This is a genomic window from Persicirhabdus sediminis (assembly GCF_016595495.1).
Taxonomy (GTDB): domain Bacteria; phylum Verrucomicrobiota; class Verrucomicrobiia; order Verrucomicrobiales; family Akkermansiaceae; genus Persicirhabdus; species Persicirhabdus sediminis.
Map to the genome: position 1 here is coordinate 47,762 of NZ_JAENIM010000046.1, position 23,618 is coordinate 71,379.

Below are 23,618 nucleotides of genomic sequence, written 5' to 3' on the forward strand. Positions count from 1 at the left end.
CCTTTGGACTGCGGCGATCCTTCGCCGCTTTTACCTCAATGCTGCGAATTCCCTCAAACAGCCGATCTGCTCTAGCCGGTCATCTCTACCCCACCCAGCTGGAAGAGAAAAAACCTCTCCGCTTAGCAGCTCAGGCGAAGCCTTTGGACTGCGGCGATCCTTCGCCGCTTTTACCTAAAAATCCCGCACTCACCCCAAGCCATCAGCAGCTAAAAATCATCAGCAATACTGATCCTATCAGTTTTATAACTACTCACAGTTTTCACCATTGCGGAGCTGGAGTTTTTACTGAACCAGCGAGCTGAACACCAATCATATTGCTCAGCATGACTGACTAGCCCGTGATGAACTGGGTTTTCGTGAACATACTTCAATCTAGCAAAATATGACGCGGTATAAGTTATCTGTGAATCCCAGTAGTTATGCCAAACTTTTCTACCAGCCACACCGTCTAGCTTGTTGACAAAAATCGCTGATTCGCGGTGGATTTGGCTCAACATCTCAGCCAGCCGTTGCGTGCCATCTTTTGGTGATAGCCCAACAAAGTGATAATGGTTTGATAGAGCTGCCCAGGCCTGTGGCCGCCAGCCATATTGCTCCATTAGATCTAGCATCAGATTGCATAAAAACCGCAACCTCTTGCGGCTAGCAAAGTAGTGCTCCTTTTGGTAAGTCCCAGCTGTAACCATATAGGCACCACTAACGCCTCGATAATGAGGCGGAGCATGAGGCCATTTTATTTCTGCCCCCATACAGTGATTTTAGCACAAGCAGCTTAGTTAAATCTAGCTCGATCTTTTTTGACCTTAACATGAGTGATTGTGGCACTCGTTAGCTGAATACTTATTAGGGAAAGTAGCTTGAGAAGTAGCTGAATACTTAGGGTGTAGCTAGCTTGAACGGTGAAATCGGCGAAGGATCGCCGCACTCCAAAGCCTTCGGCAGAGCTGCCTAGCTGGCGGCAAAAGCAGCGTAGCTAGCTGGAGCAATTCTCTGGGTTCTAGCTAGATGTGGGCGGATAGAAATAATGGGATGGTTAGGAGAAATCGGAGCGTTGCGGTAAAAGCGGCGAAGGATCGCCGCACTCCGAAAGCCTTCGGCAGAGCTGCCTAGCTGGCGGCAAAAGGATCGTAGCTGGCGGCAAAAGCAGCGTAGCTAGCTGGAGCAATTCTCTGGGTTCTAGCTAGATGTGGGCGGATAGAAATAATGGGATGGTTAGGAGAAATCGGAGCGTTGAGGCTAAAGCGGCGAAGGATCGCCGCGCTCCAAAGCCTTCGGCAGAGCTGCCTAGCTGGCGGCAAAAGGAGCGTAGCTGGCGGCAAAAGGAGCGTAGCTGGCTGGCTGCGTATTCAGCAAGTTGGAGGTATTCTCTGGGTTCTAGCTAGATGTGGGCGGCTAGAAATATTGGGATGGTTAGGAGAAATCGGAGCGTTGAGGCAAAAGCGGCGAAGGATCGCCGCACTCCAAAGCCTTCGGCTGAACTACCTAGCTGACAGCAAAAGCTGCGTAGCTGGCGGTAAAACGCGTAGCTAGCTAGACATGAAAAAGCCGCTCGGGGATTCCGAGCGGCTTTGATTTTAAAAACTAATTAGAATAAGTTAGCTAGGAGCAGATGATTACATCATGCCGCCCATGCCACCCATTCCGCCCATGCCGTGGTCGTGACCGTGGCCGCCGGCGTCTGATTCTGGCTCAGGGATGTCTGTGATGAGACACTCTGTAGTGAGAAGGAGACCGGAGATAGAGGCTGCGTGCTGGAGTGCGCTGCGAGTAACCTTAGTTGGGTCAACCACACCGTCTTGCACGAGGTCAGTGAATACGCCAGTAGCGATGTTGTAACCTTCAGTACCTGTACCGTTTTTCACTTGCTCAACGATGAGAGCACCTTCGAGGCCGGCGTTAGCAGCCAGCTGACGGAGTGGAGCTTCGATAGCAGCTGCTACGATGCCAGCACCAGTTGCTTCGTCACCTTCGAGTTCGATAGAACCGAGGTTAGCTTGAGCGCGGATGAGAGCAGCACCACCACCAGGAACGATGCCTTCTTCAACAGCAGCGCGAGTAGCATGAAGGGCGTCTTCAACACGTGCCTTCTTCTCTTTCATTTCAGTTTCAGTAGCTGCACCAACATTGATAACAGCAACACCACCTGCAAGCTTAGCAAGACGCTCTTGGAGCTTCTCACGGTCGTAGTCAGATGAAGTTTCTTCGATCTGGCGACGGATGAGGTTTACGCGGCCGCTGATGTCTTCGCTTGAGCCTTCACCTTCAACAATAACAGTTGCGTCCTTGCTGATAGAAATACGCTTAGCTGAGCCGAGTTGGTCAACTTCAACGCTCTCGAGTTTGATGCCGAGGTCTTCTGTGATGACTTGGCCACCTGTGAGAACGGCGATGTCTTCGAGCATGGCTTTGCGGCGATCACCGAAACCAGGAGCTTTAACAGCAGCTACGTTGAGTGTGCCGCGGAGTTTGTTCACTACGAGAGCAGCGAGTGCTTCGCCGTCTACGTCTTCAGCAATGATGGTGAGCGCTTTGCCAGTTTTGGCAACTTTCTCGAGAACTGGAAGCAGGTCCTTAAGGCTGCTGATCTTCTTCTCGTGAATGAGGATAAGTGAGCCGTCGAAGTTACACTCCATGCTCTCTGCGTCTGTGACGAAGTAAGGTGAGAGGTAACCTTTGTCGAACTGCATGCCTTCTACCACGTCGAGAGTGGTTTCGATGCCTTTAGCTTCTTCAACAGTGATGGTGCCGTCTTTGCCCACTTTGTCCATGGCTTCAGCGATGATGCCACCGATTTCTTTGTCCCAGTTAGCTGAAACTGTAGCTACCTGTGCGATTTCTGAAGTGTCAGATACTTCTTTAGAAATCTTCTTCAGCTCAGCTACCAATGCTTCAGAAGCTTTGAGGATACCGCGCTGCAGTGAGATTGGGTTTGCGCCAGCTGTTACGTTGCGCAGGCCTTCTTTGTAGATAGCTTCCGCGAGTACAGTCGCTGTTGTGGTGCCGTCACCGGCAACGTCAGATGTTTTGCTAGATACTTCACGAATCAGCTGAGCACCCATGTTTTCGTATGGATCTTCGAGCTCGATTTCTTTAGCAACAGAAACACCATCTTTAGTGATTGTTGGAGATCCAAACTTTTTGTCGAGGATCACGTTGCGGCCTGATGGCCCGAGAGTTGCTTTCACTGCTGCAGCTAGCTTCTCTACACCGCGGAGAAGTGACTGGCGTGCCTTTTCGTCAAATTGAAGTTGTTTAGCCATAATGATTGTTAGTAAATTTAGTTAGTGTCTTTTTAAAATTAGCCAACGATGCCGAGGATGTCGGACTCGTTAAGGAGGAGGTAATCTTCACCGTCGATTTTCACTTCAGTACCACCGTACTTAGAAATGAGAACCAGATCGTTCACGGCTACTGAAAATGCAAAGTCGTTGCCATTTTCATCTTTGCCGCCTGTGCCAAGTGCTACGACTTTGGCTTCCTGTGGTTTTTCCTGAGCTGTATCTGGAAGAACGATGCCGCCTGCGCTGATTGCTTCTGCTGCGATGCGCTGAACGAGAACGCGCTGTCCGAGTGGTTTGATATTAGCCATATTGTTATGTTCCTTGTATTTTACGTTTTGAATAAGCCCTCTACCAAATTCATGATAGAGGGCTTGAATAGATTTCTAATTACTTGTCGTCTTCTACGACCTCAGCGTCGACTACCTTGCCTTTAGCTGCACGTGGCTCGCTAGATTCTGGTGCTTCAGCTTCTGGTGCTGCGCCTGGAGCGGCTCCTGCACCAGCGGCTGCTTGTGCTTGCTGAGCTGCTTGAGCGAGCTCTTGCATGGAGTTTTGCAGTTCGTCAGAAGCGGCTTTGATCGCGTCGATGTCGTCGCCTTCGAGAGCAGTTTTCACAGCAGCTACTTTGGCTTCGATGCCAGATTTGATTTCAGCTGGCAGCTGGTCGCCAAGTTCTTCGAGTTGTTTTTCAACTTGGTTAGCTAGGTTCTCAGCACCGTTTTTAGTTTCCACGGCTTCAGCACGCTTCTTATCTTCCTCGGCGTGCTCTTCAGCGTCGCGCTTGGCTTTTTCGATCTCGTCGTCTGAGAGACCGCTAGACCCTTCGATAGAGATCTTCTGCTCTTTGCCAGAATTCTTGTCCTTAGCGGAAACGTGGAGAATACCGTTGGCGTCGATGTCGAATGTTACTTCGATCTGTGGCTCACCGCGGCGAGCTGGCTCGATGCCTGAGAGCTGGAAGTTACCAAGCAGTTTGTTATCACCAAACATCTTACGCTCACCCTGACAGATGCGGATGTCTACAGCAGGCTGGTTGTCAGCAGCTGTGGAGAATGTTTGAGACTTCTTCGCTGGGATGGTTGTATTACGCTCAATCATTGGAGTCGCAACGCTGCCCATAGTTTCGATAGAAAGTGTGAGAGGAGTCACGTCGAGCAGGAGCACGTCGTTAACATCACCCTGAAGAACACCACCTTGGATAGAAGCACCGATAGCTACTACTTCGTCTGGGTTCACACCTTTGTGCGGCTCTTGTCCAGCCAGCTCGTGAGCTGTTTCCTGAACTTTAGGCATACGAGTCATGCCACCAACAAGAACGAGCTCGTCGATTTCGCTAGCGCTAACACCAGCTTCTGAGAGACAGTCGAGAACTGGCTTCTTAGTACGGGCGAAGAGTGAATCAGTGATCTGCTCGAGCTTAGCACGAGAAATGCTCAGCTGGATGTGCTTAGGACCTGTAGCGTCTGCTGTGATGAACGGCAGGTTGAGGTCGTAGTTCTGTGAAGAACTCAGCGCGATCTTCGCTTTCTCAGCTTCTTCTTTAATACGCTGCAGTGCGTCTGGCTGGCCGCTGAGGTCGATGCCTTCAGCTGACTTGAATTCCGCTACAACGTAGTTGATGAGCGCCTTGTCCCAGTCGTCACCACCCAGCTGGGTGTCACCGTCAGTAGCGAGTACTTCAAATACACCGTCACCGATTTCCAGAACGGAGATATCGAATGTACCACCACCAAGGTCATACACGGCGATTTTTTCGTCAGACTTCTTGTCGAGACCGTAAGCAAGCGCAGCTGCTGTTGGCTCGTTGATGATGCGGCGCACTTTAAGTCCAGCGATCTCACCAGCTGCCTTAGTAGCGTTACGCTGTGAATCGTTGAAGTAAGCTGGCACAGTGATCACGGCTTCAGTGATGGTGCTGCCGATCTTAGCTTCTGCATCAGACTTGAGCTTAGCCAGGATCATCGCTGAAATTTCCTGTGGTGAGTATGTTTTCTCTTCACCGCCAACTTCCACTTTGATGTGCGCGTCGCCGTTGTCAGCTTCTACCACTTCGTATGGCAGTTGCTTGTCGTCAGCTGAAAGCTCAGCAAACTTGCGGCCAATCAGGCGCTTCGCTGAGAAAATGGTGTTTTTTGGGTTGGTCACCGCTTGGCGCTTGGCTGCTTGGCCGACCAGACGCTCACCAGACTTGGTGAATGCTACTACTGATGGAGTAGTACGTGCGCCTTCTGAGTTCTCAAGCACGGTAGCTTCGCCACCTTCCATGACAGCCATGCATGAGTTTGTTGTTCCTAAATCAATTCCGAGGATCTTAGACATAATAATTTACCTTTCTTATTTTAGATTAATTGCATGCAAACCAACGTGGTCGCATTCATTCATGCCAATCCTTTATGCAGGTATCATGCCAAGAATACCCCAGTAGACCTCAACCCCTTTAAAACCAAGGAAAAAGAATAATCACCCGAACAAAACAACCATCATAAAGTGACAAAATGTCGCGATTCAAAGCTCACTCAAGGTGACAACATGTCCCACAGTGACACTTTGTCCACACCAACTGGCCAAGCTGGCCCAGCATGCCAGCACGGCCAAAATCATAGCTGGAAAAAAAATAGCCCCGGAGCGCTGAGCTCCGAGGCTATTGGAAAAATTGTGAATCAATTGATGATTACTTGCTAGGCTCCACGTAAGCAGGAGCAGGAACATCATTAAACTGAGAAAGCTTACGAAGTTTAGGTGGGCGTTCCTCACCAGTACAACATCCGCATGAGCTCAATACCATGCTACCGGCAACGGCAGCCATCAGAGATAGAATTTTAACTGTTTTCATCATCAATATTAATTTGAACGCACTGTTAATCGCTAAAATAACATCACCTGACAAGATAAAAAAAGCGAACCGATTACTCGGTTCGCTATTAAGCCTTAACTAAAAGGATAATATATAATCAGAGACTTACTTCTGAATGATTACGTCCGGCTGAGGAGCTGGCGCTGGATCTGGCTTAGAGCATGATGTGGCACTAAGTGCGATGCCTGCTGCTGCGGCCAAAATTGAAGCTACTTTTACAAATTTCATCAGATAAATTATATTGTTTAGATTATGCGTTTCACTAGAAAAATAATTTCTAGCAATCTGCGTTAGAAACAAAAAAAAGGCAGACTTACACCTTCTAACTATAACTAGCTAGAGTGATGTAAGCCTGCCCGATAATAATTACTTAGCAGGTGCTACGTAAGGAGCTGGTTCTGGAGCTGACTTGCTGCAGCAAGAAGCACTTACCATTACGCCGCAAGCTGCGGCTGCGAGAGCGATCATTTTAACGAGTTTCATATAATAATTGATATTGGAGTTCTAACTTCAGCAATAGGGATTACTGCTGGAGTTAAGGTTAATTCTAATTTGCCTTTTAATTAGTGCAAGCTGGAATATCTAAGAATTTAACATCTACGAACCATTAATTCCCCTAACTCTAGTCATTAGAAATTAACAATAAAACCCAAATCACTAATCTACAACAGATTAACAAAATCTATCTAGCTGAGAATTGGCGCATTATTAGCTACAAAGCCAGCAAGATTCTAGCTCAGGCTGGCTTCAAAAATGGCCTATCTACCAGCCAGCTTAGTGCTCCTCAGTAACACTTGAGCTACTAGGACGCTTTTCAATAGCCACTAGTGTGATGTCGTCTAGCTGCGGTTTATCACCAGCAAAACTTTCTACCTCGCGGCGGATAGTGCTAACAACTTCTTCAGCGCCTAGCGGTGCCGCACGCATAAATGCCTGCTTCATGCGCTCTTCACCAAATTGCTCACCATTTTCATCTTCTGCCTCACAAACACCATCGGTATATAATAACAGACAGTCGGCTGACTCTAGCTGAATCTCTAAATCCGAGGTGACGCGGTCAAATACATCTCCCTCGTCAATTCCTAACGCAAGACCCGGTGGCTTCACTTCTACCACCTCTTCTGTAAGAGCTTTATAATGCAGCGGCGCATCGTGGCCAGCTCGCGACAAACTAACGCGTCCTGAGTTAAATTCTAGCACAAGGTAGGCTAGACTAATGAACATGTCTTCCCTGATATCAGGAAACAACAGTCTGTTAGCAGCCGAGAGAACTTCAGTTGGGCTGTATCGCCCACCAGCCTTCGAGCGCAGAACAGAACGGCACATAGCCATCAACAATCCAGCTGGCACCCCTTTGCCTGTAACATCAGCAATCACCACTCCGTGGTAACCTGGCGCTACTGGAAAAAAATCAAAGTAATCACCACTAATCAGCTGAGCTGGTAGATTGATTCCAGAAATACGATAGCCGGGAACTTGTGGCTGGCTTTGTGGCAGCAGAACTCGCTGCACTTCCTGTGCCGTGCGTAGCTCAGCCTCGATTTTTCTCTTCTGTGAGGCTTCGGCATGCATCATCGCATTACCCATGGCAAATGATGATTGCTCAGTAACAAAACTGAAAACCATTCTATCATTATAAGTAAATGCCCCTTTTGAGTGTGGTTTTGCCACAGCTAACACACCAAGGTCACGGCCACTATGTTTCAGCGGCGCGAGCAATGCACTCACGTTCCCCTCGTATTTTACAAAGGCATCGCGAAACGACGGGTGGTTTTTAATATCTTCTACCAGAATGCATTCATCAGCAGCCAAGCAAGCGCCTAACACTCCGCCTGAACTACTCTGTTTCGCCAAGCGAACGTGACTAGCAATCACCCTATCATTTTTCTCCGCGCGTTTGAGGACTTCAACGGGCAAACCTACCAGCGGAGGACAATCCTTGCTGATATATTTAGGCACCAGCACATCTCTATCAATATCGAGTAGATACATCGCGCCGCCATCAGCTTCTAGCACTTCTGCTACGCCATCAACAATCTTGCGATACAGCTGGCCAGTGGTTTCGATTTCCTCAATCGCTACCCCTAGGTGGTGGAGAAAGTTAAGCATGCGCTTTTCCTCTCCCTCAATCTTGTCTCGCTCACTACGCGTGCGCTGCAGGTTGCGGCGCGTTTTCTCAAGGATGATTAAAGTAATCGCGAGCAAGCCAAATCCAGCTGCGAAAAATAAATATAGATGATTGCTCACGTAGATATTGATGACTTAACTTTTTAATAGAGATTCAAGCGAGTCACTCCATCAGGAAAAATGAATCTTAGCTGGGAAAGCATTAGAATCGATCTTGGGAAGAAGCCTCCCCTTCTAGCACGTCTAGTACGGTCTTAAACTTCACTGAATTCTCTTCGTTCAGATCACTAAGTCTGCGGTGAGCCTCCAACACATGAGATGGACGGTTAGCGTCTTGTCCACTTCCTGATTGATACTCACGCAAGCGCTCTCTTACCTCTGCAGTGCTACCACCCCAGAGACTCTCAGCGGGTTCGATGTCTATAATAACACCAAGCCCGAGATCTTCGAGTGACTTGCGGTTAGCCGTTCCAGGTTCTGCAATTTGCAGCACACCTTCCGGCAGTTTAGCTAGGCGCAATGCCAAGCCTGCTAAGGTTCCCATGAATGTGGAATCCATGCCTGTGCATGCCTGCAAATCCACGACTAGAGTTCTCACTCCAGCGTCTATGCGGCTAGCAGCTAGTTCCTTCAGAATTGGGCTATTCTGAAAAGAACACTTTCCCTCACAACGAATCCAATCGAATCCGTCTTCTTGGCTAGTTAAGATAGAGCTCATTATTTCACCGTCTGCGTACACTCACCACACCTGTGGCTAGTGATATGAAACTATGCCGAACTTTGCTTCTGGTCAATGCTACAGAAGTGTAAAATGAATATATTCACACATTCATGACAAATTTTCAGCTAGATCACTCGCTGGATCCCTTGCACCTAAGCAACTACTGCCACAAATACGAATGCTCCATCGACAATTTTTTCCCGCCTCGAAATAACTCAGCTTTCCACGCCAGTATCCGTCCGCCCTCGCGATGAGCCTCACCAATGATATCAAACTCGGCTTTGCCGCTAGTTGTGCTAGCAGGAAATGTCTCGCTCATAACATGTTGTTTGGAAGCCGTGGATGACTGCAAGTAGGTGAAGACAATTTTCACCTCGCCCATGGCAACCTGCTCATCTTCCCAGTTGACGGCAAAATACTCACCGAGCCGGTCGCGACGTTCCTCTTTAGTTACCGCACCGTACAATTTGCTATTCTGCTCACCGCGCAGCATCATTTGATCACGGCTAACTACATTAGTCGTTTTCAGGTGAAGATGCTTCACCACAATAGGATTTGCCTCACTCTTCTCATTTGTGCTACATGCCGATACAGCTAGGGAAATTACTAGCAACACCTTGGACGATACGTTCATGCACGCAGCATTTCATATCCTCAAGTTCTGCCAATGCTAAAAATACATTTTCAACCAGCTGGAGAAATCCGCCAATCGGCCAGCTGTCTATCAAATCAAGCGGCCGACTCATGCAAGTTGTGCTCAACAAATATTTAACATTGGATTTTCACCACAAGCTCACTAGCATCACCGTATATGGATAGCCGCATCGAAGAACGCCTTTCAGAATTTATCCGCAGCAAAGGTCTAAGAAATACACCTCAGCGCAATGCTGTCGTCGATGCCATCTTCAGTGAAGATGAACATTTCACCGCTGATGAGCTCTGGGAGCGCATTCGTAAAACATCTCTAAAAGCATCGCGGGCAACTGTCTATCGTACTATCAGCCTGCTGGTAGAAGCTGGCTTGCTGCACGAGATTGATCTCGGTGGGGATCAAAAAACATACGACCCTAACTTCCTCGATAGCCCTAGCCACAACCACCTTATCTGCATCGACTGCGGTGAAGTGGTTGAGTTTGAAGATAGCCACATCGAGCTCCTAACTGACTGCATCACCCGCCGCCTCGGCTACCGACCACAAAAACAATCACTGCGCATTGAAGCCTGCTGCGACAAACTCAGAAATAATGGCTCGTGCCCGAACCTGCTGAAAAAACGCCTCGCGGCAAAACGCATCCACTAGCCACAGCTAGCAATTTCCCCCCAGCATGCGAAAACACTTGTAACCCAGCCCACTCCACTCGACACTCGCGCGCATGTGGAAAGGACGTTTTCAAAAAGCAACCGCCGACCTCGTACAACAATTTGGGGAATCTATCTCCTACGACTGGCGTCTCTATAAACACGACATCGCGGGCTCCATCGCCCATGCTAGAGCTCAGCTCACCGCTGGGCTACTAACCCAACAAGAATTCGACGATATCGAAAAGGGCCTTCGTGAAATCGAAGCTGATATCGACGCAGGAAACTTCGAGTTCTCTATCGCCCTCGAAGATATCCACATGAATATCGAATCCGAGCTGACCAAACGCATTGGCGCAGCTGGAGGAAAACTGCATACTGCTAGATCTCGTAACGATCAGGTAGCTACCGATACTCGCCTCTACTGCCGCGAGCAAGTTGGCAATATCATCGAACTCATCACTCAGCTTCAGACTGTCTTATTAAATAAAGCTGAGCAGTACGCCGAAGCCGTCGTACCCGGATACACTCACCTACAGCGCGGCCAGCCAGTTACCATTGGTCACCATTTGTTAGCTTACGTGGAAATGTTCCAGCGCGACAAGTCACGCCTTCACGGATGTCGCAAGCGCCTCAACGTTTGCCCACTCGGCTCAGGTGCTCTAGCTGGCTCCACTATCAACTTGGACCGCCACGCCATCGCCGCTGAGTTAGAATTTTCAGATGTCACCCATAACAGCATGGATGCCATCTCTGATCGCGACTACATCGCCGAGATGTTATTTATCTTCTCACTCTGCGGTGCTCACCTTTCCCGCCTCAGTGAAGACCTCATCCTCTGGTGTTCTAGCGAGTTTGGTTTTGCCACTCTCAGCGACGCCCACACCACTGGCTCATCATTGATGCCGCAGAAGAAAAACCCAGACGTTTGTGAGATCACTCGCGGCAAAACTGGACGCCTCTACGGCAACCTCACAGCTATTCTCACAGCTATTAAAGGTCTACCTCTAACGTACAACCGCGACCTACAGGAAGATAAAGAGCCACTGTTTGATTCCATCGACACCATCGACCTCACCTTGCGTGTGAATACCGAGATGATTGCAGACATGGAAATCAACGTCGACACCTGCCTAGCAGCTGCCTCAGACCCACTTCTACTTGCTACTGACCTCGCCGATTACTTGGTGAAAAATGGCGTACCATTCCGCCAAGCTCACGAGCTGGTAGGTCTCGCCGTTGCAGAGTCAGCCAAGTCAGGCATTCCTCTCGACCAGCTAGATCTCAGTAAAGTTTCTAGCGAATACAAACCGGATGCCAAAGACGTTTTCAGTCTAGCAACAGCGCTGAAAGCACGTACTAACCCAGGCGCTCCATCGCCAGAAAACGTACGTAAGGAGATCCAACGTTTACGTGAGAAAATCTAATAGACGCCTGTAAAACCCCCAGCACAGCTCATTGAAAAACAGTCAGCTAGCAATTTGAATCATCCATAAATGCACCGTGCTCCCATTCTGTTGCAACTTTTAGATTGTAGTAACAGGGTGCATGGTCGTAGTGTATCTTATTAATACGCGTTGCGGTTTCATAATATGTCAGAATCATCTCAAACACCTATCTTTTCCACTCCAAACATTCTCACTGGAAAATTATACGAGACCCTTAAAAGGCACCCAAAGCGAATAGTATTTGCTGATGGTGAAGACGAACGAGTCATTCGTGTCGCCTCCCGTATGGTAGAGATGGAAATCGGTATTCCTATTTTGCTAGGCAACCGTGACCGCATTCGCCAAATGGCTGCCGATCTAGATGCTAGCCTGCTTTTTGTTAATGTGCTGCAGCCAGATCTATCTAGCGAGCTGCCATTGTTCATCAAGCGTCTGAAGAAATCTGAGCGCTACCGTGGCCGCAACATCCTCAATCCTGAAGACGTCGTTACCCGCCCGCACAACTTTGCCGCTTTGATGATTCAATACGGTCACGCCGATGCTATGGTGGCTGGTAATAACTCCATCCCAGCGTCCGTTTTCCGTGCTGCTTTCAGCATGATCAAACCTGACGCTAAGGTGGAAAAAGTCTTTGGTGCTAACATCCTCGTTGCCCAACACCTCACTAACTTCGGCCGCGACAACATTCTTTTCCTCGCCGACTGCGGTGTGATCCCTGAGCCTAACATCAAAGACCTAGCAACCATCGCTACCGTCACAGGTCAGTTTGCTCACCATTTCCTCGGCCGCATGCCTCGCGTCTCACTACTGAGCCACTCGACTAAAGGCATCTCACAAACACCATCAGCCAAGAAAGTAGCCGCCGCCACCGAGCTCGCTACCCAAATGGTCACAGATGCTAGACTCGATATCAAAATCCGTGGTGAAATCCAAGCTGACGTTGCTCTGGACCCAGCCGCTGCTGAGGTAAAACTCGAAGATAGCGACATCAACAACCCCTCAGACGTGCTCGTCTTCCCTAACTTAGACGCCGGCCACATGGCGCTCAAGCTACTGCAGCACGTTGCCGGAGCACAGAACTACGGCCAGTTTGTTCTCGGTCTAGAAAAACCTGTTGTGCAGGTTCCGCGTACCGCCACTGAAGAAACATTGCTAGGCTCAGCTGCCATTGCAGGTGTGCAGGCGATCCGCTTCAACGACATCTACATCGAAAGCCTGAAAGGTTAATTCATTTCCATAACAACAAAAATAACGAGTAAAGGTATCTGGCCTTTGCTCGTTTTTTTGTGCCTGGAAAATCAGCCCCACTGAACTAACAACTCACCAGCTGGCAATCTAGCTGGATCAACTAGCTGGATCAACTAGCTGGATCAACTAGCTGGATCAATAACAACTGGTAGCGTGCGGTCTAACCATTCATCCAGAGCGGCAAATACCAAATGCGACCGCTCGTCGGCAAATGGCTCGTGCAACAACCCATCCAGCTCAAAATACTCAGCGCGCTCAGAGTCTAGGCTTTTAATGAATGCTTGAGCTTTTTCAGCTGGGCAAACTTCGTCGGCACTTCCCTGTGTTAGCAAGATAGGCAGCGACTTGGGCACCTCTGCCACACAGGCTTGCACCTTAGCGGCAAACTCCACTAACAACACAGCCCAGCCGATAGAAATTCTCGAATGTCCCAGCTGGCTATGTTTTGCTCCAGATCGCTGATCCACCTCCTCGCGGCTGCGGTCAGCCTGTGAGGAAACCGGCACCACCATGCGGCACATTTCCTCTTCCACGTGGGTATCTATCGTCAGCTCAGGGACTAGGCTGGCTAACCACCGCACCCCTCTGACAAACCACTTTGGTCTATCTTGTATAGGATCTAGCAGCGGCGAGCTCAGCCACATCATCTGCGGCCGCCTCAGCTTGCCTGCTAGAGATTGCTCAAGATGCCTGAGCGCTAACAACCCGCCCATAGAATGACCCGCCACTACCAGCGGCAACTCTTCCAGGCCCTCCATGCAGCTGGCGATAATCCTATCTAGCAAATCTTCATCGCTAATGTGCCCACGTCTTCCTGGGCTCCAGCCGTGTCCCGGCAAATCCATCACCACACACATGCCACCACGCTCGGTGAATGGATGCAGCACTTCCTGATAGCGGTCCGCATGGTCGCCCTGACCGTGATAAAACATCACCGCAAAACGCACCTCACCCACTGGCATCAAAGTAAGCTGATGCAGCAAATGGCCTTCCACGGAGACGCGTTTTGAACTCGAAATCATACCGACAAACTAGGCGCGATCCAGCCATTAGGCAAAGCCTGAATCCCCACATAAGCATACATTTTTCTCAGTTCTCTAGCCAAACTCAGCCGAGACACATTCATCCAGCCAAGATCTCACCATTTCCCACAGAAATGCCTAGCTAGAAATAGCTAGCCAGTTCCCCAGCTGATCCAGCTCTGCAGCTTCATCCACCCAGATCCTCTCAGCTAGCATCAACCGATTTCAGCTACTCACCCTTCTCGCCCTTGGCATCACCAGCGTGCGCATCCTCGCCTACACCATCTAGGCTGCGGCGTAGCTCGCGGAACAATGCCGCATCTTCATCCAGATTTTTTGCCGCGTAACTATGCTCCAGCTCGTGCACCACACGCAGCAGAATTTCACCTAACGGACAGGCATGAGAAGCCGCATCTTTGGCATAAGGGGAAATCTCTGGGTGCTTGCGCAATAGCTCAGCCACCTCAAATTTCCGCCCACTATGAAAACAATCTACCAAGAACGCCTTGCCGTCCACATCCATGCGCGCCAGAAAGTGCCCTGGGTAGTTACACCCCTCCACATTCAGCTGGAAACGTCGCGCTAACAGCATGAACAAACACGCCAGACTCGTAGGATTTCCCTCGCCACTCTCTATCACGCCGCACAGATCGTAATGATGCACCGCATCCACCTGCTTAGCTGCCCCCTTATAGCGCTTTTTGGCAAATAACCACTTGCGCATTTCATCCGCCGTTGGGTTCGCATTCACCTCGCGCAGCTCGTCAGCTAGCAAATCAAGCTCGTCTGGCAGTGACGGGCGCAGATCCACACCATCGTGGAAAAAATCAGCCAGCACACCTAGCAAATCTTCAAATCGCTCCCAGTCGTCACACAGCTCACGGCCTCCACCAGTAGGCACCTGCCACTCGTCGCGCAAGCGGCGGCGGCGACCATGCACCAGCAGACCAGATAAATAATTCTTCACCTCATCAGACATCCTAATGCCCAGCGCCGCCACGTCATCGCTGATGTCACCATCATAATCTTTAAACGCAGACTCCACAGCTGGACGCACCTGTGGGTCGGCGTCATCCAGCAAATGCAGCAAATGCGGTAAATCCTTTATAGAGGTCATATCGTTATTCTAGAAGCCATCCGCCATTTGCCAAACTAGAATTCTGTCTTATACGAAATTTCATCCACTACTAACGCTCCAATTCCCTATCAATACAGCCATAAGAGACCAAACAGCAGTTCGATCATTTTTCCTTAGCGGCTTAGAGATCAGCAAAATGCAAAAGTTTACACCATCATCCACCCGCCAAGCTACACACAGCAATGGCAATCTCCACTCACCCAACACCGCAACACATTCGCTCACCCCATAGCAAAAACTGCTAGCCACCGCGCCAGCCAGCCAGCTGGAAAATATCCCATCACCCATTCACACCACATTTTCTGGCTAACTCATTCACACTTACTCAGAAAAACCACTCCCTCCACCACACCCACCAGCTAGCTAGAAATAAAAATCCCACTTCATACAAAAAAATACTTGCATCAAAGCGCCCATCCAGACTAGCTTTCGCCGCCCTCGCAAGAGGCCAACAGCAAATGAAAGCTCGGTTAGCTCAGCGGTAGAGCGCTACCTTGACATGGTAGATGTCACAAGTTCAAATCTTGTACCGAGCACCATTTGAAAATAAAGGACTTAGCAGCAAATGCTAAGTCCTTTTTTTGCGCCTTATTGAGAAGCTAGCAAAAGCACGGCCAGAGGCCTAAGGTGCGCAACGCTGCAAAAAATGCACAGAGAGTATAGTAAAAGCCCAGCAATCTAGCTAGCCGCGTCCTATCTCGCAGGCACTCACTCATCTCTCTTCTCCACTCACTATTCAATCCCGCAGGGATTGCAGGCATCTAGACTGCGTGCGCTTTAGCGCCGCTCTCAGCTTCCAGCCACACGATAAAGTATTTGTGGAGAAGCTAGCAAAAGCCCGGCCAGAGGCCTAAGGTGCGCAACGCTGCAAAAAATGCACAGAGAGTATAGTAAAAGCCCAGCAATCTAGCTAGCCCCGTCCTATCTCGCAGGCACTCACTCATCTCTCTTCTCCACTCTCTATTCAATCCCGCAGGGATTGCAGGCATCTAGACTGCGTGCGCTTTAGCGCCGCTCTCAGCTTCTAGCCACACGATAAGGTATTTGTTGAGAAGCTAGCAAAAGCCCGGCCAGAGGCCTAAGGTGCGCAACGCTGCAAAAATGCACAGAGAGTATAGTAAAAGCCCAGCAATCTAGCTAGCCCCGTCCTATCTCGCAGGCACTCACTCATCTCTCTTCTCCACTCACTATTCAATCCCGCAGGGATTGCAGGCATCTAGACTGCGTGCGCTTTAGCGCCGCTCTCAGCTTCCAGCCGAACGATAAGGTATTTGTTGAGAAGCTAGCAAAAGCACGGCCAGAGGCCTAAGGTGCGCAACGCTGCAAAAATGCACAGAGAGTATAGTAAAAGCCCAGCAATCTAGCTAGCCGCGTCCTATCTCGCAGGAACTCACTCATCTCTCTTCTCCACTCACTATTCAATCCCGCAGGGATTACAGGCATCTAGACTGCGTGCGCTTTAGCGCCGCTCTCAGCTTCTAGCCACACGATAAAGTATTTGTTGAGAAGCTAGCAAAAGCCCGGCCAGAGCCCTAAGGTGCGCAACGCTGCAAAAAATGCACAGAGAGTATAGTAAAAGCCCAGCAATCTAGCTAGCCGCGTCCTATCTCCCAGGCACTCACTCATCTCTCTTCTCCACTCTCTATTCAATCCCGCAGGGATTGCAGGCATCTAGACTGCGTGCGCTTTAGCGCCGCTCTCAGCTTCTAGCCACACGATAAGCTATTTGGCTAACTCCCCCGCGAGTAATTCCAGCTAGCTGGGTTTCATCATTCAGGAAATCATGCTACAAGTTCAGGAAATAATTACAAAAAAAGAGCTCAAGGCATGGTTTACCCCATTGGCTCATAGATGGCTGAAATTCAGCTTTGTCAATGCCATGAAAAATAGATCCACTCTATAGCCAAAGAATAGAATTCACTCTCCTCTCGTCAATCCCCCTAAGGACCCACAGGCTCCTGAAGGTTCTGCATTCAAGCGTATATAGTAACTGCTAAAACCTGCCTGCCTAGCCGCCATCTAGCTATTTCATTGACTCATTAGAGGTTTCTAGCAACATGAGATTAATTCACAAAAGCGACCTATCAGACCATATCCCGAAGGCTTCATTCACTGAGCACTGAAAACTTTCCACTGCTAACTAAGGGCGTAGCCCGCCATCCTTTCCGATCATGAAAATTATCAATCTAGCTAAACATCCCGCCCGCCAGCTCAACAAAATTAATGGTCGTAGCCTCGGCTAATCGGATTTCTAAAATGTTAAATTACTCAACCATTACTACGAACCAATACTGTTCTGCCAAGAAATCTTCGATGAGTGAGCTCACACCGTTTCTGCAAGAGGAGAAGCGCAAGTCGGAGGAAGACCTGCAGCGCCAGCGTGATCTATGCGCCGAGTTAGCGGAGCAACCCAAGCAGGTGATTAATGGCCTTGTGTCACCGAGCGGGGCGTGGTCATCCAACCCTCGCAGCCTCCTCGATCATTGGTCATTCCTCTTCTCTCTCGACGCGTGGACGGATGCTGAGGGAGCACTTCATACCGACAAAATGACCATTCGGAAGGTTGTCGATGGTGACGAGCTTCAAAGGTTGGAGGAATCGATCAACGCCGAATCTATTATTTCGATCGCGCTTCACATTGGGCAACTCGAGGGATTCGATTGCCGTCAGGGTGCTTTGGTCGAGATTGTCGAGTCTGGGGTGGACGACGAAGACCTTAAGCGATTTGCCGCAGATTTGGCGACTCCGGTAACCGTCGATTCTAGAGGTCTCGGGCGCTTCACACTGGATCGTCGAGTTGGTTGGTTTGAGGGTGAAGCGAGATGGGGGCTGCGTAAGATTCGCCTCAATCTTACTCCTACGGACGTCTCTGATCCCTCAGGCGTCATTGGTAGAGCTGAAGAGCTCTGGGGGCAGCGGAAGACTCTGACTCGGCAGGCGTGCGAGGTTGCGGCTAGCACATTGCTCGAAGTAAAGAACGCAAGCTGGCTCAACGAAGGCGAGCAGCCAATGTCCAAGGATAAATTCATGCGCAAGATGAAGCTGGAATCGATCACGGTTGAAGAGGATGGGAGTTTCGACTTCTGGTTTGAGGACGGAGACATTTTCTGGGGACACTCGATCGAAGTTCGCGGCGATCCAGAGCGAGGGTTCTTCGATGCGGGCTTCCACGGATAGGGCTGAACAAGCGGGTGCTACCAACAGGCTACTCGCCGGGAGTCGAAAGCGTCATGATAATCACAACCTCAACCTTGAAGTCGAAGGTGCGCTGCCTGTAGCCTGTGGCAGACTCTTGACGTTCACCCCATCACATACACCAGCTCCCGCAGCACCGAGCGCGTGATGCCTTTGTTACTGTTGCAGCAGCAGATGTGGTTCTGCATCGCTGCCGAGGCATGTTTGAAGCGAAAGCTGCAGTCTTGCAGAATCGCGTATCTCTCCACCTCGGGCCGCGCGCCTAACTTCCACTACTGCCAGATTGATCGACTGTAGGATGGTTGTAGAGAGTGTGTGTGATGCAACATAACTACCTATCAGCTAATTACGCATTGACTCATTAGATATTTCTAGCAACCTCTATTAGATTCACTGGAGACTAAAAACTTTCCGCTACTAACTATGGGCGCAGCCCGCCATCCTTTCCGATCATGAAAATTATCATTCTAGCTAAACATCCCGCCCGCCAGCATTACAAAATTAATGGTCGTAGCCTCGGCTAATCGGATTTCTAAAATGTTAAATCACTCAACCATTACTACGAACAAATACTGTTCGGCAAAAAATCCTTAGATGTCGCATACCGATGAAATAGCCCACCGATTGGCTGAAATCCTCTTGCTGGAGCTGCCGGAGTTTCGATACACGCGATCAAGGACTCAGCTACGGAAGAGAACCGCAGATTTTTCTGACAACCTAATTATTGATGTCACAACTAGGAATGGCACCGACTATTCACTCTCCTTTTATTTAGGTGTAGCTCATACTGAGACCGAAAAGCTGATTTCTGAAATCGAAGAGCGGAAGATCACTCCATACGACAGAACCGTGTTTCTTTATTCAGTTAACCAGCAGAACTTTGAGTTACTAGATTTCACAGGTGATACTTGCTGGTATGGTTTGAAACGAGACACAGACTTTTCAGAGGTGTCTAGTGGAATTCAACGATTCATTCGTGAGTGCGCTCAATCATATTTTCAGCATTTTCATGACCTCCTGACTATCAGGGCCTCCTTGGAGGCCAGAGATGGACTAGGCCAGAATCAAACACCTTTTAAGCAGGTGTTGGCGATTGATGCTCTCTTAGGGGACTCCGATCACATTAGGAGCTATCTTGTGCTTCTTCAGAGCGAATTGGACGGTGGATATCGCCATGATGTCCAGAGTTTCAATGAATTCTATCAAGCTATCTCAATTCGATTTCCCCATCTCTTTTCTTCGTTTGAGCTCAAATAGGTCAGAACGGGCGAACAATGCGCAGCACCACAAATCCGACCGCGCTGGCGACTTGGAGGATTGACGGGAGGAGGGAGCTTGATAGAAGTATTAAAAGCGCGCTGAGTCGGTCGGATTGGGTGTGCTAGACATACTAAAAAATGGAACGCCTTCACACATCATACAGTAATCTTGGATCTTGGCGTTTGTCGAAGTTAGCTGACTCCATCGCCATTAAGTACAATCCAGTTCCAGCAATTATCACTTGCTCTATTATTTGTATCCTTTGTGGACTCAGTGCCTACTGGCTATTTGGAGTTGTTACTGACACTAACCAATCCAAAATAAATTTGGCTATCGGCACACTAATTACAACTGCTGTTCTCTACCCCACTGCCACCTTACTATACATAGCCAGCCAATATAAGAAAGGTGACCTCATTCATTTTACCCCGTCGACGAACACACTCAATATTCCAAGAATAGGCCTATCCATTGATAACGCCATGAACCGAGTTTACTTTTCTCAAGAGCATTTTACTGATGGAAATAACCACTTCTTCGAATACAACATCGTCATTGATGGAGAGACACAAATTTCTAAGCTCTAGTGTTTCCAATGGTTTTAAGTCAGTTAGCTCCAAGCTAGATAAGTTGGGATTCCACACCCAAAACCACAAGATCCGCCTATAAATATACTCTGTATAACAAGGCGCTGCTCCCAAGCGCTTCCCCCCGAATTAATAAGCTTTATGATAATTGCAATCTTACCCCAAAAAGCTAGCACGCTGAGCGCTCAGCGCTTGGTGTGCTAGGCATCAGCTCAATGAGTTTTTTCACTGAACACCACTAAAGAGCAAGGCTGAAGCCAGGCTAACTGAATACTAGCTATTTCATTGACTTAATAGAGTTTTTCAGCAACACAAACTACAGCTTTAGCTAATAGCAATTTAGAAATTTTGGATTTACAAACAGCTAACACCAACAGAAAAAATAACTTGAATTGTTAGAATTCAGGTATGGTCTAGCTATAAACACCTACAAAGATGAAATACATTTCAAAACCAGTGAGAACTTTTAGTGCCTTCGCAGCCTCTATAGTATACCTCGCAGGATCAGCTAACGGAGCCCTTGTCCTTACCTTTACTGAAGACTTTGAGGGAGTAAATTTGGTTATCTCAGGAAGCGTTAATCTTGCAGCCACCTTGGGCTATGATGTTACGTCAGTTAACTCCAATGAGTTGATTGACCCAAGTGGAGGATTTATTTTGGGAGGGTCTTCTTCTCCCATTAACTCAGGCTCTCCATACAATAGCGACTCGTACTCGGTTAGTGACGCTTGGATGCCTTTCGGTACAGGTTCCCTCAGCTATGCTTCTTTAGGTAATGGAGATAGAGTAGCACTTTTTAGCAACGGCGCTATAGGTTTGCCCACCGGTTATGTTTCAGGCGAAAGCCTTTCCGCAACAAACTCATGGATAGGTAGCACGTTTGACAGCTTAGGTTTAACGCAAGGCTCCTACACCACGACGTTAACAAATGTATCCATAAGTGACACCGTGACAGTGAACGTAGGTGTGGTACCTGAACCCTCCACTGCCTTACTAATAGGTATAGGTATACTAGGTACTATTGTTCGTCGTCGGCCCAACTATAAGAAATAGCGCGTTGTATGTTTTCAGCTAAACCATCTGAATTCTGCTAACTGAACACTGATCACTACTTTTCGATCTCTTCGTAAAAGCCCAAATAAACCTGCTAGCTAAGCTCTGGTCCTCCTAGCTAGATTTCTCAGGCTATATAGGTTGACTCAAGTTAGAGTGCTAGGCTAGAAACATCTATTGCCCACCCAGGCACCTCTATGCCGCTAGCCTCTGTTATAGCCCTACTTGCAGCGCCAGTTTTATTGACGATTGCTGTCGGCTGCTTCCTGCTTCGGCGAGCATTTGCTCGTGACAAGCTGCTAGCTGAAGAGCTCGCTCTAGCGGGCGCGTATGTCTTTCTTGTTGGCAGCATGGTTTGGTTAGGCGTCTTTCTTAATGGCTCCACGCTGCTCGGTTTTGGCACGCCGTGGACGTGGATCACGGCGGCCCATTTTGCCTTTGCTGGCTTCGGCGCCCTAACGGTAACGGCCTTGAGCTGCCGAGTTGTTACTCATCCACGCTCTAAGAAACTATTGCGTATTCTTTTGGTCGTGCATCCCATAGCCTATCTGGTCACAGCGGCAGGCATTCTAGGCTACCGCTACTGCGACGAGCTGGCCTCGTCGGCCTATCTAATGATCTTTATCATCCAGCTGGCAGCGGTATTATTTGGCCAGCCGACACGGATGAACCGAGCGCCCTTGGCACTGCTAATCCTCGCGCTAACGATTCCTCTGTTCACCATGGTGCCAGCCTTAGCATGGGCCTGGGGCAAACCCATCTTCGGTATCCCCGATATGGTGCGCTACCATGGCATCATCAATGCGATCGGCCACGTTGGGCTCGGGCTGCTAGCCTTTGCCTGGGGGCGCCCCAAGTCGCATTCCAGCATGCGTAGAAACCCCTGATAGAAGCAAAAAAATCGACTCCTTAGCCTATGGCCATTTTTAGCTATCATCTGGTAGAAACAACATCCCTGACTACTGCTAGAGCTTTATGGAATCCTCCAACAAAGCATCAGGTGGCTGGATTGCATCATGCAGAGTGCACGGCAACGATGACTCTGGGCTCCCCTATCCTATCGCCAGCTAGATTTCATTTGAGACACCTTGCTGTATTTGCAGCGTGGGAAAATGAGCAGGCATTAGATGATTTCTTAACAAACTCACAGCTAGGAAATACTCTATCAGCTGGCTGGCATGTACGGCTCGAACTGATTCGCCGCTGGGGGCAATTTTCAGAATTTGATGATTTGCAGGTCAGCGACAACAAGGCGGAGAACGACCAGCCCGTTGTCGCAGTGACTCTGGCACGCTTGAAGCTGCCACAGCTGTTTCGTTTCATTCGCTGGGGCAGACCAGTGGAGAGACAAGTTAGAGATCACCCAGCCGCTAAGCTGGCGCTAGCCTCTATGCGCCCGCTGGGCACATTCAGCACCTTTAGCATTTGGCGCAGCCAGAGAGAGATGGCGGAGATGGTTCACGGCAAAGGTGCCAGCGCTGAAAATGACCAACATGCTAGAGCGATGACTGAGCGTGAGCGCAAAGATTTCCACTACCAGTTTACGACGCTGCGTTTCCGCGCGCTCGCCGAATACGGAGAATGGTTAGGACAAAGCTCTATCGTGCCGAATTTGGCTAAAAATCTAAACAGCTAAGTCTGATAGGTCCAATAGGAGCTAGATGCCGTTATTGCCATGTTTGGCTTGCTTCGCTATGATCGGTGGCATGGCAGATCTAGATCAGCAGCTGAATTTCCTCATTGAGATCGACCGGCTCAAGTCGGTGTATCGACAGAACTTGGTCAAATCTGACAATAACAGAAATGAAAATAGCGCCGAGCATAGCTGGCATATTTCCATGGTGGCTAACACGCTGCATCAATATGCCGCTGAGCCGGTGGACATTTCTCGCGTCATTCACATGCTATTGATCCACGACATTGTAGAGATTGATGCTGGAGATACATTTGCTTTTGCTGATGCAGGCCAGCAGGAGGCTCAGGAAAATAAAGAAATCGCCGCAGCTACGCGGCTCTTTGGTTTGCTGCCCGATCAACAATTTCTGGCGACAAAAAACTTATGGTTAGAATTTGAAGCAGCAAAAACCGCCGATGCTAGATTTGCCAAGGCAATGGACCGGCTACTGCCGCTGCTGCAGAATATGGCAAATGATGGCGGCAGCTGGGTGCAACATGGCGTGAGCAAATCGCAGGTAATCAAACGCAACCAGTTCCTTGAAGGACTATCGCCAGAGCTGTGGGACTACGCGCTTGGGCAGATCCAGCTGGCGGTAGAAAATGGCTGGCTGACAGATTAATGCAGCCCGCCACCATCATGAGATCTATCAATCTGACTAAACATCCCGCCTGCCAGCTCAACTGACCGCATGTACGTGATCTCGG

The 23,618-nt window shown here is 49.2% G+C and carries 22 protein-coding genes and 1 tRNA gene; 11 read left to right on the forward strand and 12 right to left on the reverse strand.

The window, feature by feature from the left end:
• Positions 1 to 209: 209 nt before the first annotated feature.
• The 10 genes from JIN82_RS15470 to JIN82_RS15510 all read right to left on the reverse strand — a co-directional run bounded on the left by JIN82_RS15470 (position 210) and on the right by JIN82_RS15510 (position 9,732).
• Positions 210 to 614 carry a hypothetical protein gene (locus tag JIN82_RS15470; RefSeq protein WP_200312577.1) on the reverse strand — a complete coding sequence of 135 codons (405 nt, stop codon included), beginning with the start codon at positions 612 to 614 and terminating at the stop codon, positions 210 to 212.
• A 495-nt stretch (positions 615 to 1,109) separates the two neighbouring features.
• Entirely contained in the window at positions 1,110 to 1,322 is a 213-nt protein-coding gene (locus JIN82_RS17390; RefSeq protein ID WP_234042097.1) for a hypothetical protein, read from the reverse strand.
• Positions 1,323 to 1,616: 294 nt separating this feature from the next.
• Positions 1,617 to 3,263, reverse strand: coding sequence for a chaperonin GroEL (gene groL, locus JIN82_RS15475; RefSeq protein WP_200312578.1), 1,647 nt, complete (start codon positions 3,261 to 3,263; stop codon positions 1,617 to 1,619).
• A 38-nt stretch (positions 3,264 to 3,301) separates the two neighbouring features.
• Positions 3,302 to 3,592, reverse strand: coding sequence for a co-chaperone GroES (locus JIN82_RS15480; protein ID WP_200312579.1), 291 nt, complete (start codon positions 3,590 to 3,592; stop codon positions 3,302 to 3,304).
• A gap of 79 nt (positions 3,593 to 3,671) precedes the next feature.
• Positions 3,672 to 5,603, reverse strand: coding sequence for a molecular chaperone DnaK (dnaK, locus tag JIN82_RS15485; RefSeq protein ID WP_200312580.1), 1,932 nt, complete (start codon positions 5,601 to 5,603; stop codon positions 3,672 to 3,674).
• Positions 5,604 to 5,955: 352 nt separating this feature from the next.
• Entirely contained in the window at positions 5,956 to 6,120 is a 165-nt protein-coding gene (locus tag JIN82_RS15490; protein WP_200312581.1) for a hypothetical protein, read from the reverse strand.
• Positions 6,121 to 6,912: 792 nt separating this feature from the next.
• Positions 6,913 to 8,385, reverse strand: coding sequence for a PP2C family protein-serine/threonine phosphatase (locus JIN82_RS15495; protein ID WP_200312582.1), 1,473 nt, complete (start codon positions 8,383 to 8,385; stop codon positions 6,913 to 6,915).
• A gap of 82 nt (positions 8,386 to 8,467) precedes the next feature.
• Positions 8,468 to 8,983, reverse strand: a complete 516-nt coding sequence (locus tag JIN82_RS15500) for an STAS domain-containing protein (RefSeq protein ID WP_200312583.1) — start codon at positions 8,981 to 8,983, stop codon at positions 8,468 to 8,470.
• 163 nt (positions 8,984 to 9,146) lie between these two features.
• On the reverse strand, positions 9,147 to 9,533 hold the full coding sequence (locus tag JIN82_RS15505; protein ID WP_200312584.1) for a hypothetical protein: 387 nt from the start codon (positions 9,531 to 9,533) through the stop codon (positions 9,147 to 9,149).
• A gap of 31 nt (positions 9,534 to 9,564) precedes the next feature.
• Entirely contained in the window at positions 9,565 to 9,732 is a 168-nt protein-coding gene (locus tag JIN82_RS15510; RefSeq protein ID WP_200312585.1) for a hypothetical protein, read from the reverse strand.
• A 65-nt stretch (positions 9,733 to 9,797) separates the two neighbouring features.
• On the opposite strand from JIN82_RS15510, the gene JIN82_RS15515 reads away from it, so the two are divergent.
• From JIN82_RS15515 to JIN82_RS15525, 3 genes are all read left to right on the forward strand, one after another.
• Positions 9,798 to 10,286, forward strand: coding sequence for a Fur family transcriptional regulator (locus JIN82_RS15515; RefSeq protein ID WP_200312586.1), 489 nt, complete (start codon positions 9,798 to 9,800; stop codon positions 10,284 to 10,286).
• 73 nt (positions 10,287 to 10,359) lie between these two features.
• Positions 10,360 to 11,712: an argininosuccinate lyase gene (argH, locus tag JIN82_RS15520; protein ID WP_200312587.1), complete on the forward strand. Its 1,353-nt coding sequence runs from the start codon at positions 10,360 to 10,362 to the stop codon at positions 11,710 to 11,712.
• 165 nt (positions 11,713 to 11,877) lie between these two features.
• Positions 11,878 to 12,960, forward strand: coding sequence for a phosphate acyltransferase (locus JIN82_RS15525; RefSeq protein WP_200312588.1), 1,083 nt, complete (start codon positions 11,878 to 11,880; stop codon positions 12,958 to 12,960).
• Between the two features lie 143 nt (positions 12,961 to 13,103).
• Here JIN82_RS15525 and JIN82_RS15530 read toward each other — a convergent pair whose 3' ends face one another.
• Complete coding sequence (locus tag JIN82_RS15530; protein ID WP_200312589.1) at positions 13,104 to 14,003, reverse strand: alpha/beta fold hydrolase; 900 nt, start codon at positions 14,001 to 14,003, stop codon at positions 13,104 to 13,106.
• Between the two features lie 229 nt (positions 14,004 to 14,232).
• Positions 14,233 to 15,120, reverse strand: a complete 888-nt coding sequence (locus JIN82_RS15535; protein WP_200312590.1) for a transglutaminase family protein — start codon at positions 15,118 to 15,120, stop codon at positions 14,233 to 14,235.
• A 485-nt stretch (positions 15,121 to 15,605) separates the two neighbouring features.
• Between JIN82_RS15535 and JIN82_RS15540 the strand changes: the two genes are divergently transcribed.
• The 8 genes from JIN82_RS15540 (at position 15,606) to JIN82_RS15575 (ending at position 23,533) form a co-directional block, all read left to right on the forward strand.
• Positions 15,606 to 15,680, forward strand: a tRNA-Val gene (locus tag JIN82_RS15540).
• A gap of 1,774 nt (positions 15,681 to 17,454) precedes the next feature.
• Positions 17,455 to 18,318: a DUF2262 domain-containing protein gene (locus JIN82_RS15545; protein WP_200312591.1), complete on the forward strand. Its 864-nt coding sequence runs from the start codon at positions 17,455 to 17,457 to the stop codon at positions 18,316 to 18,318.
• 612 nt (positions 18,319 to 18,930) lie between these two features.
• The gene (locus JIN82_RS15550) at positions 18,931 to 19,593 is read left to right on the forward strand and encodes a hypothetical protein (protein ID WP_200312592.1); all 663 of its coding nucleotides are present in this window, start codon (positions 18,931 to 18,933) and stop codon (positions 19,591 to 19,593) included.
• Positions 19,594 to 19,733: 140 nt separating this feature from the next.
• Complete coding sequence (locus JIN82_RS15555) at positions 19,734 to 20,183, forward strand: hypothetical protein (RefSeq protein WP_200312593.1); 450 nt, start codon at positions 19,734 to 19,736, stop codon at positions 20,181 to 20,183.
• A 435-nt stretch (positions 20,184 to 20,618) separates the two neighbouring features.
• On the forward strand, positions 20,619 to 21,236 hold the full coding sequence (locus tag JIN82_RS15560; protein WP_200312594.1) for a PEP-CTERM sorting domain-containing protein: 618 nt from the start codon (positions 20,619 to 20,621) through the stop codon (positions 21,234 to 21,236).
• 197 nt (positions 21,237 to 21,433) lie between these two features.
• Positions 21,434 to 22,123: a YndJ family transporter gene (locus tag JIN82_RS15565; RefSeq protein ID WP_200312595.1), complete on the forward strand. Its 690-nt coding sequence runs from the start codon at positions 21,434 to 21,436 to the stop codon at positions 22,121 to 22,123.
• A gap of 191 nt (positions 22,124 to 22,314) precedes the next feature.
• A complete protein-coding gene (locus JIN82_RS15570) occupies positions 22,315 to 22,872 on the forward strand; it encodes a hypothetical protein (RefSeq protein ID WP_200312596.1) in 558 nt (185 codons plus the stop codon).
• A 70-nt stretch (positions 22,873 to 22,942) separates the two neighbouring features.
• A complete protein-coding gene (locus JIN82_RS15575; RefSeq protein ID WP_200312597.1) occupies positions 22,943 to 23,533 on the forward strand; it encodes an HD domain-containing protein in 591 nt (196 codons plus the stop codon).
• Positions 23,534 to 23,618 lie beyond the last annotated feature (85 nt).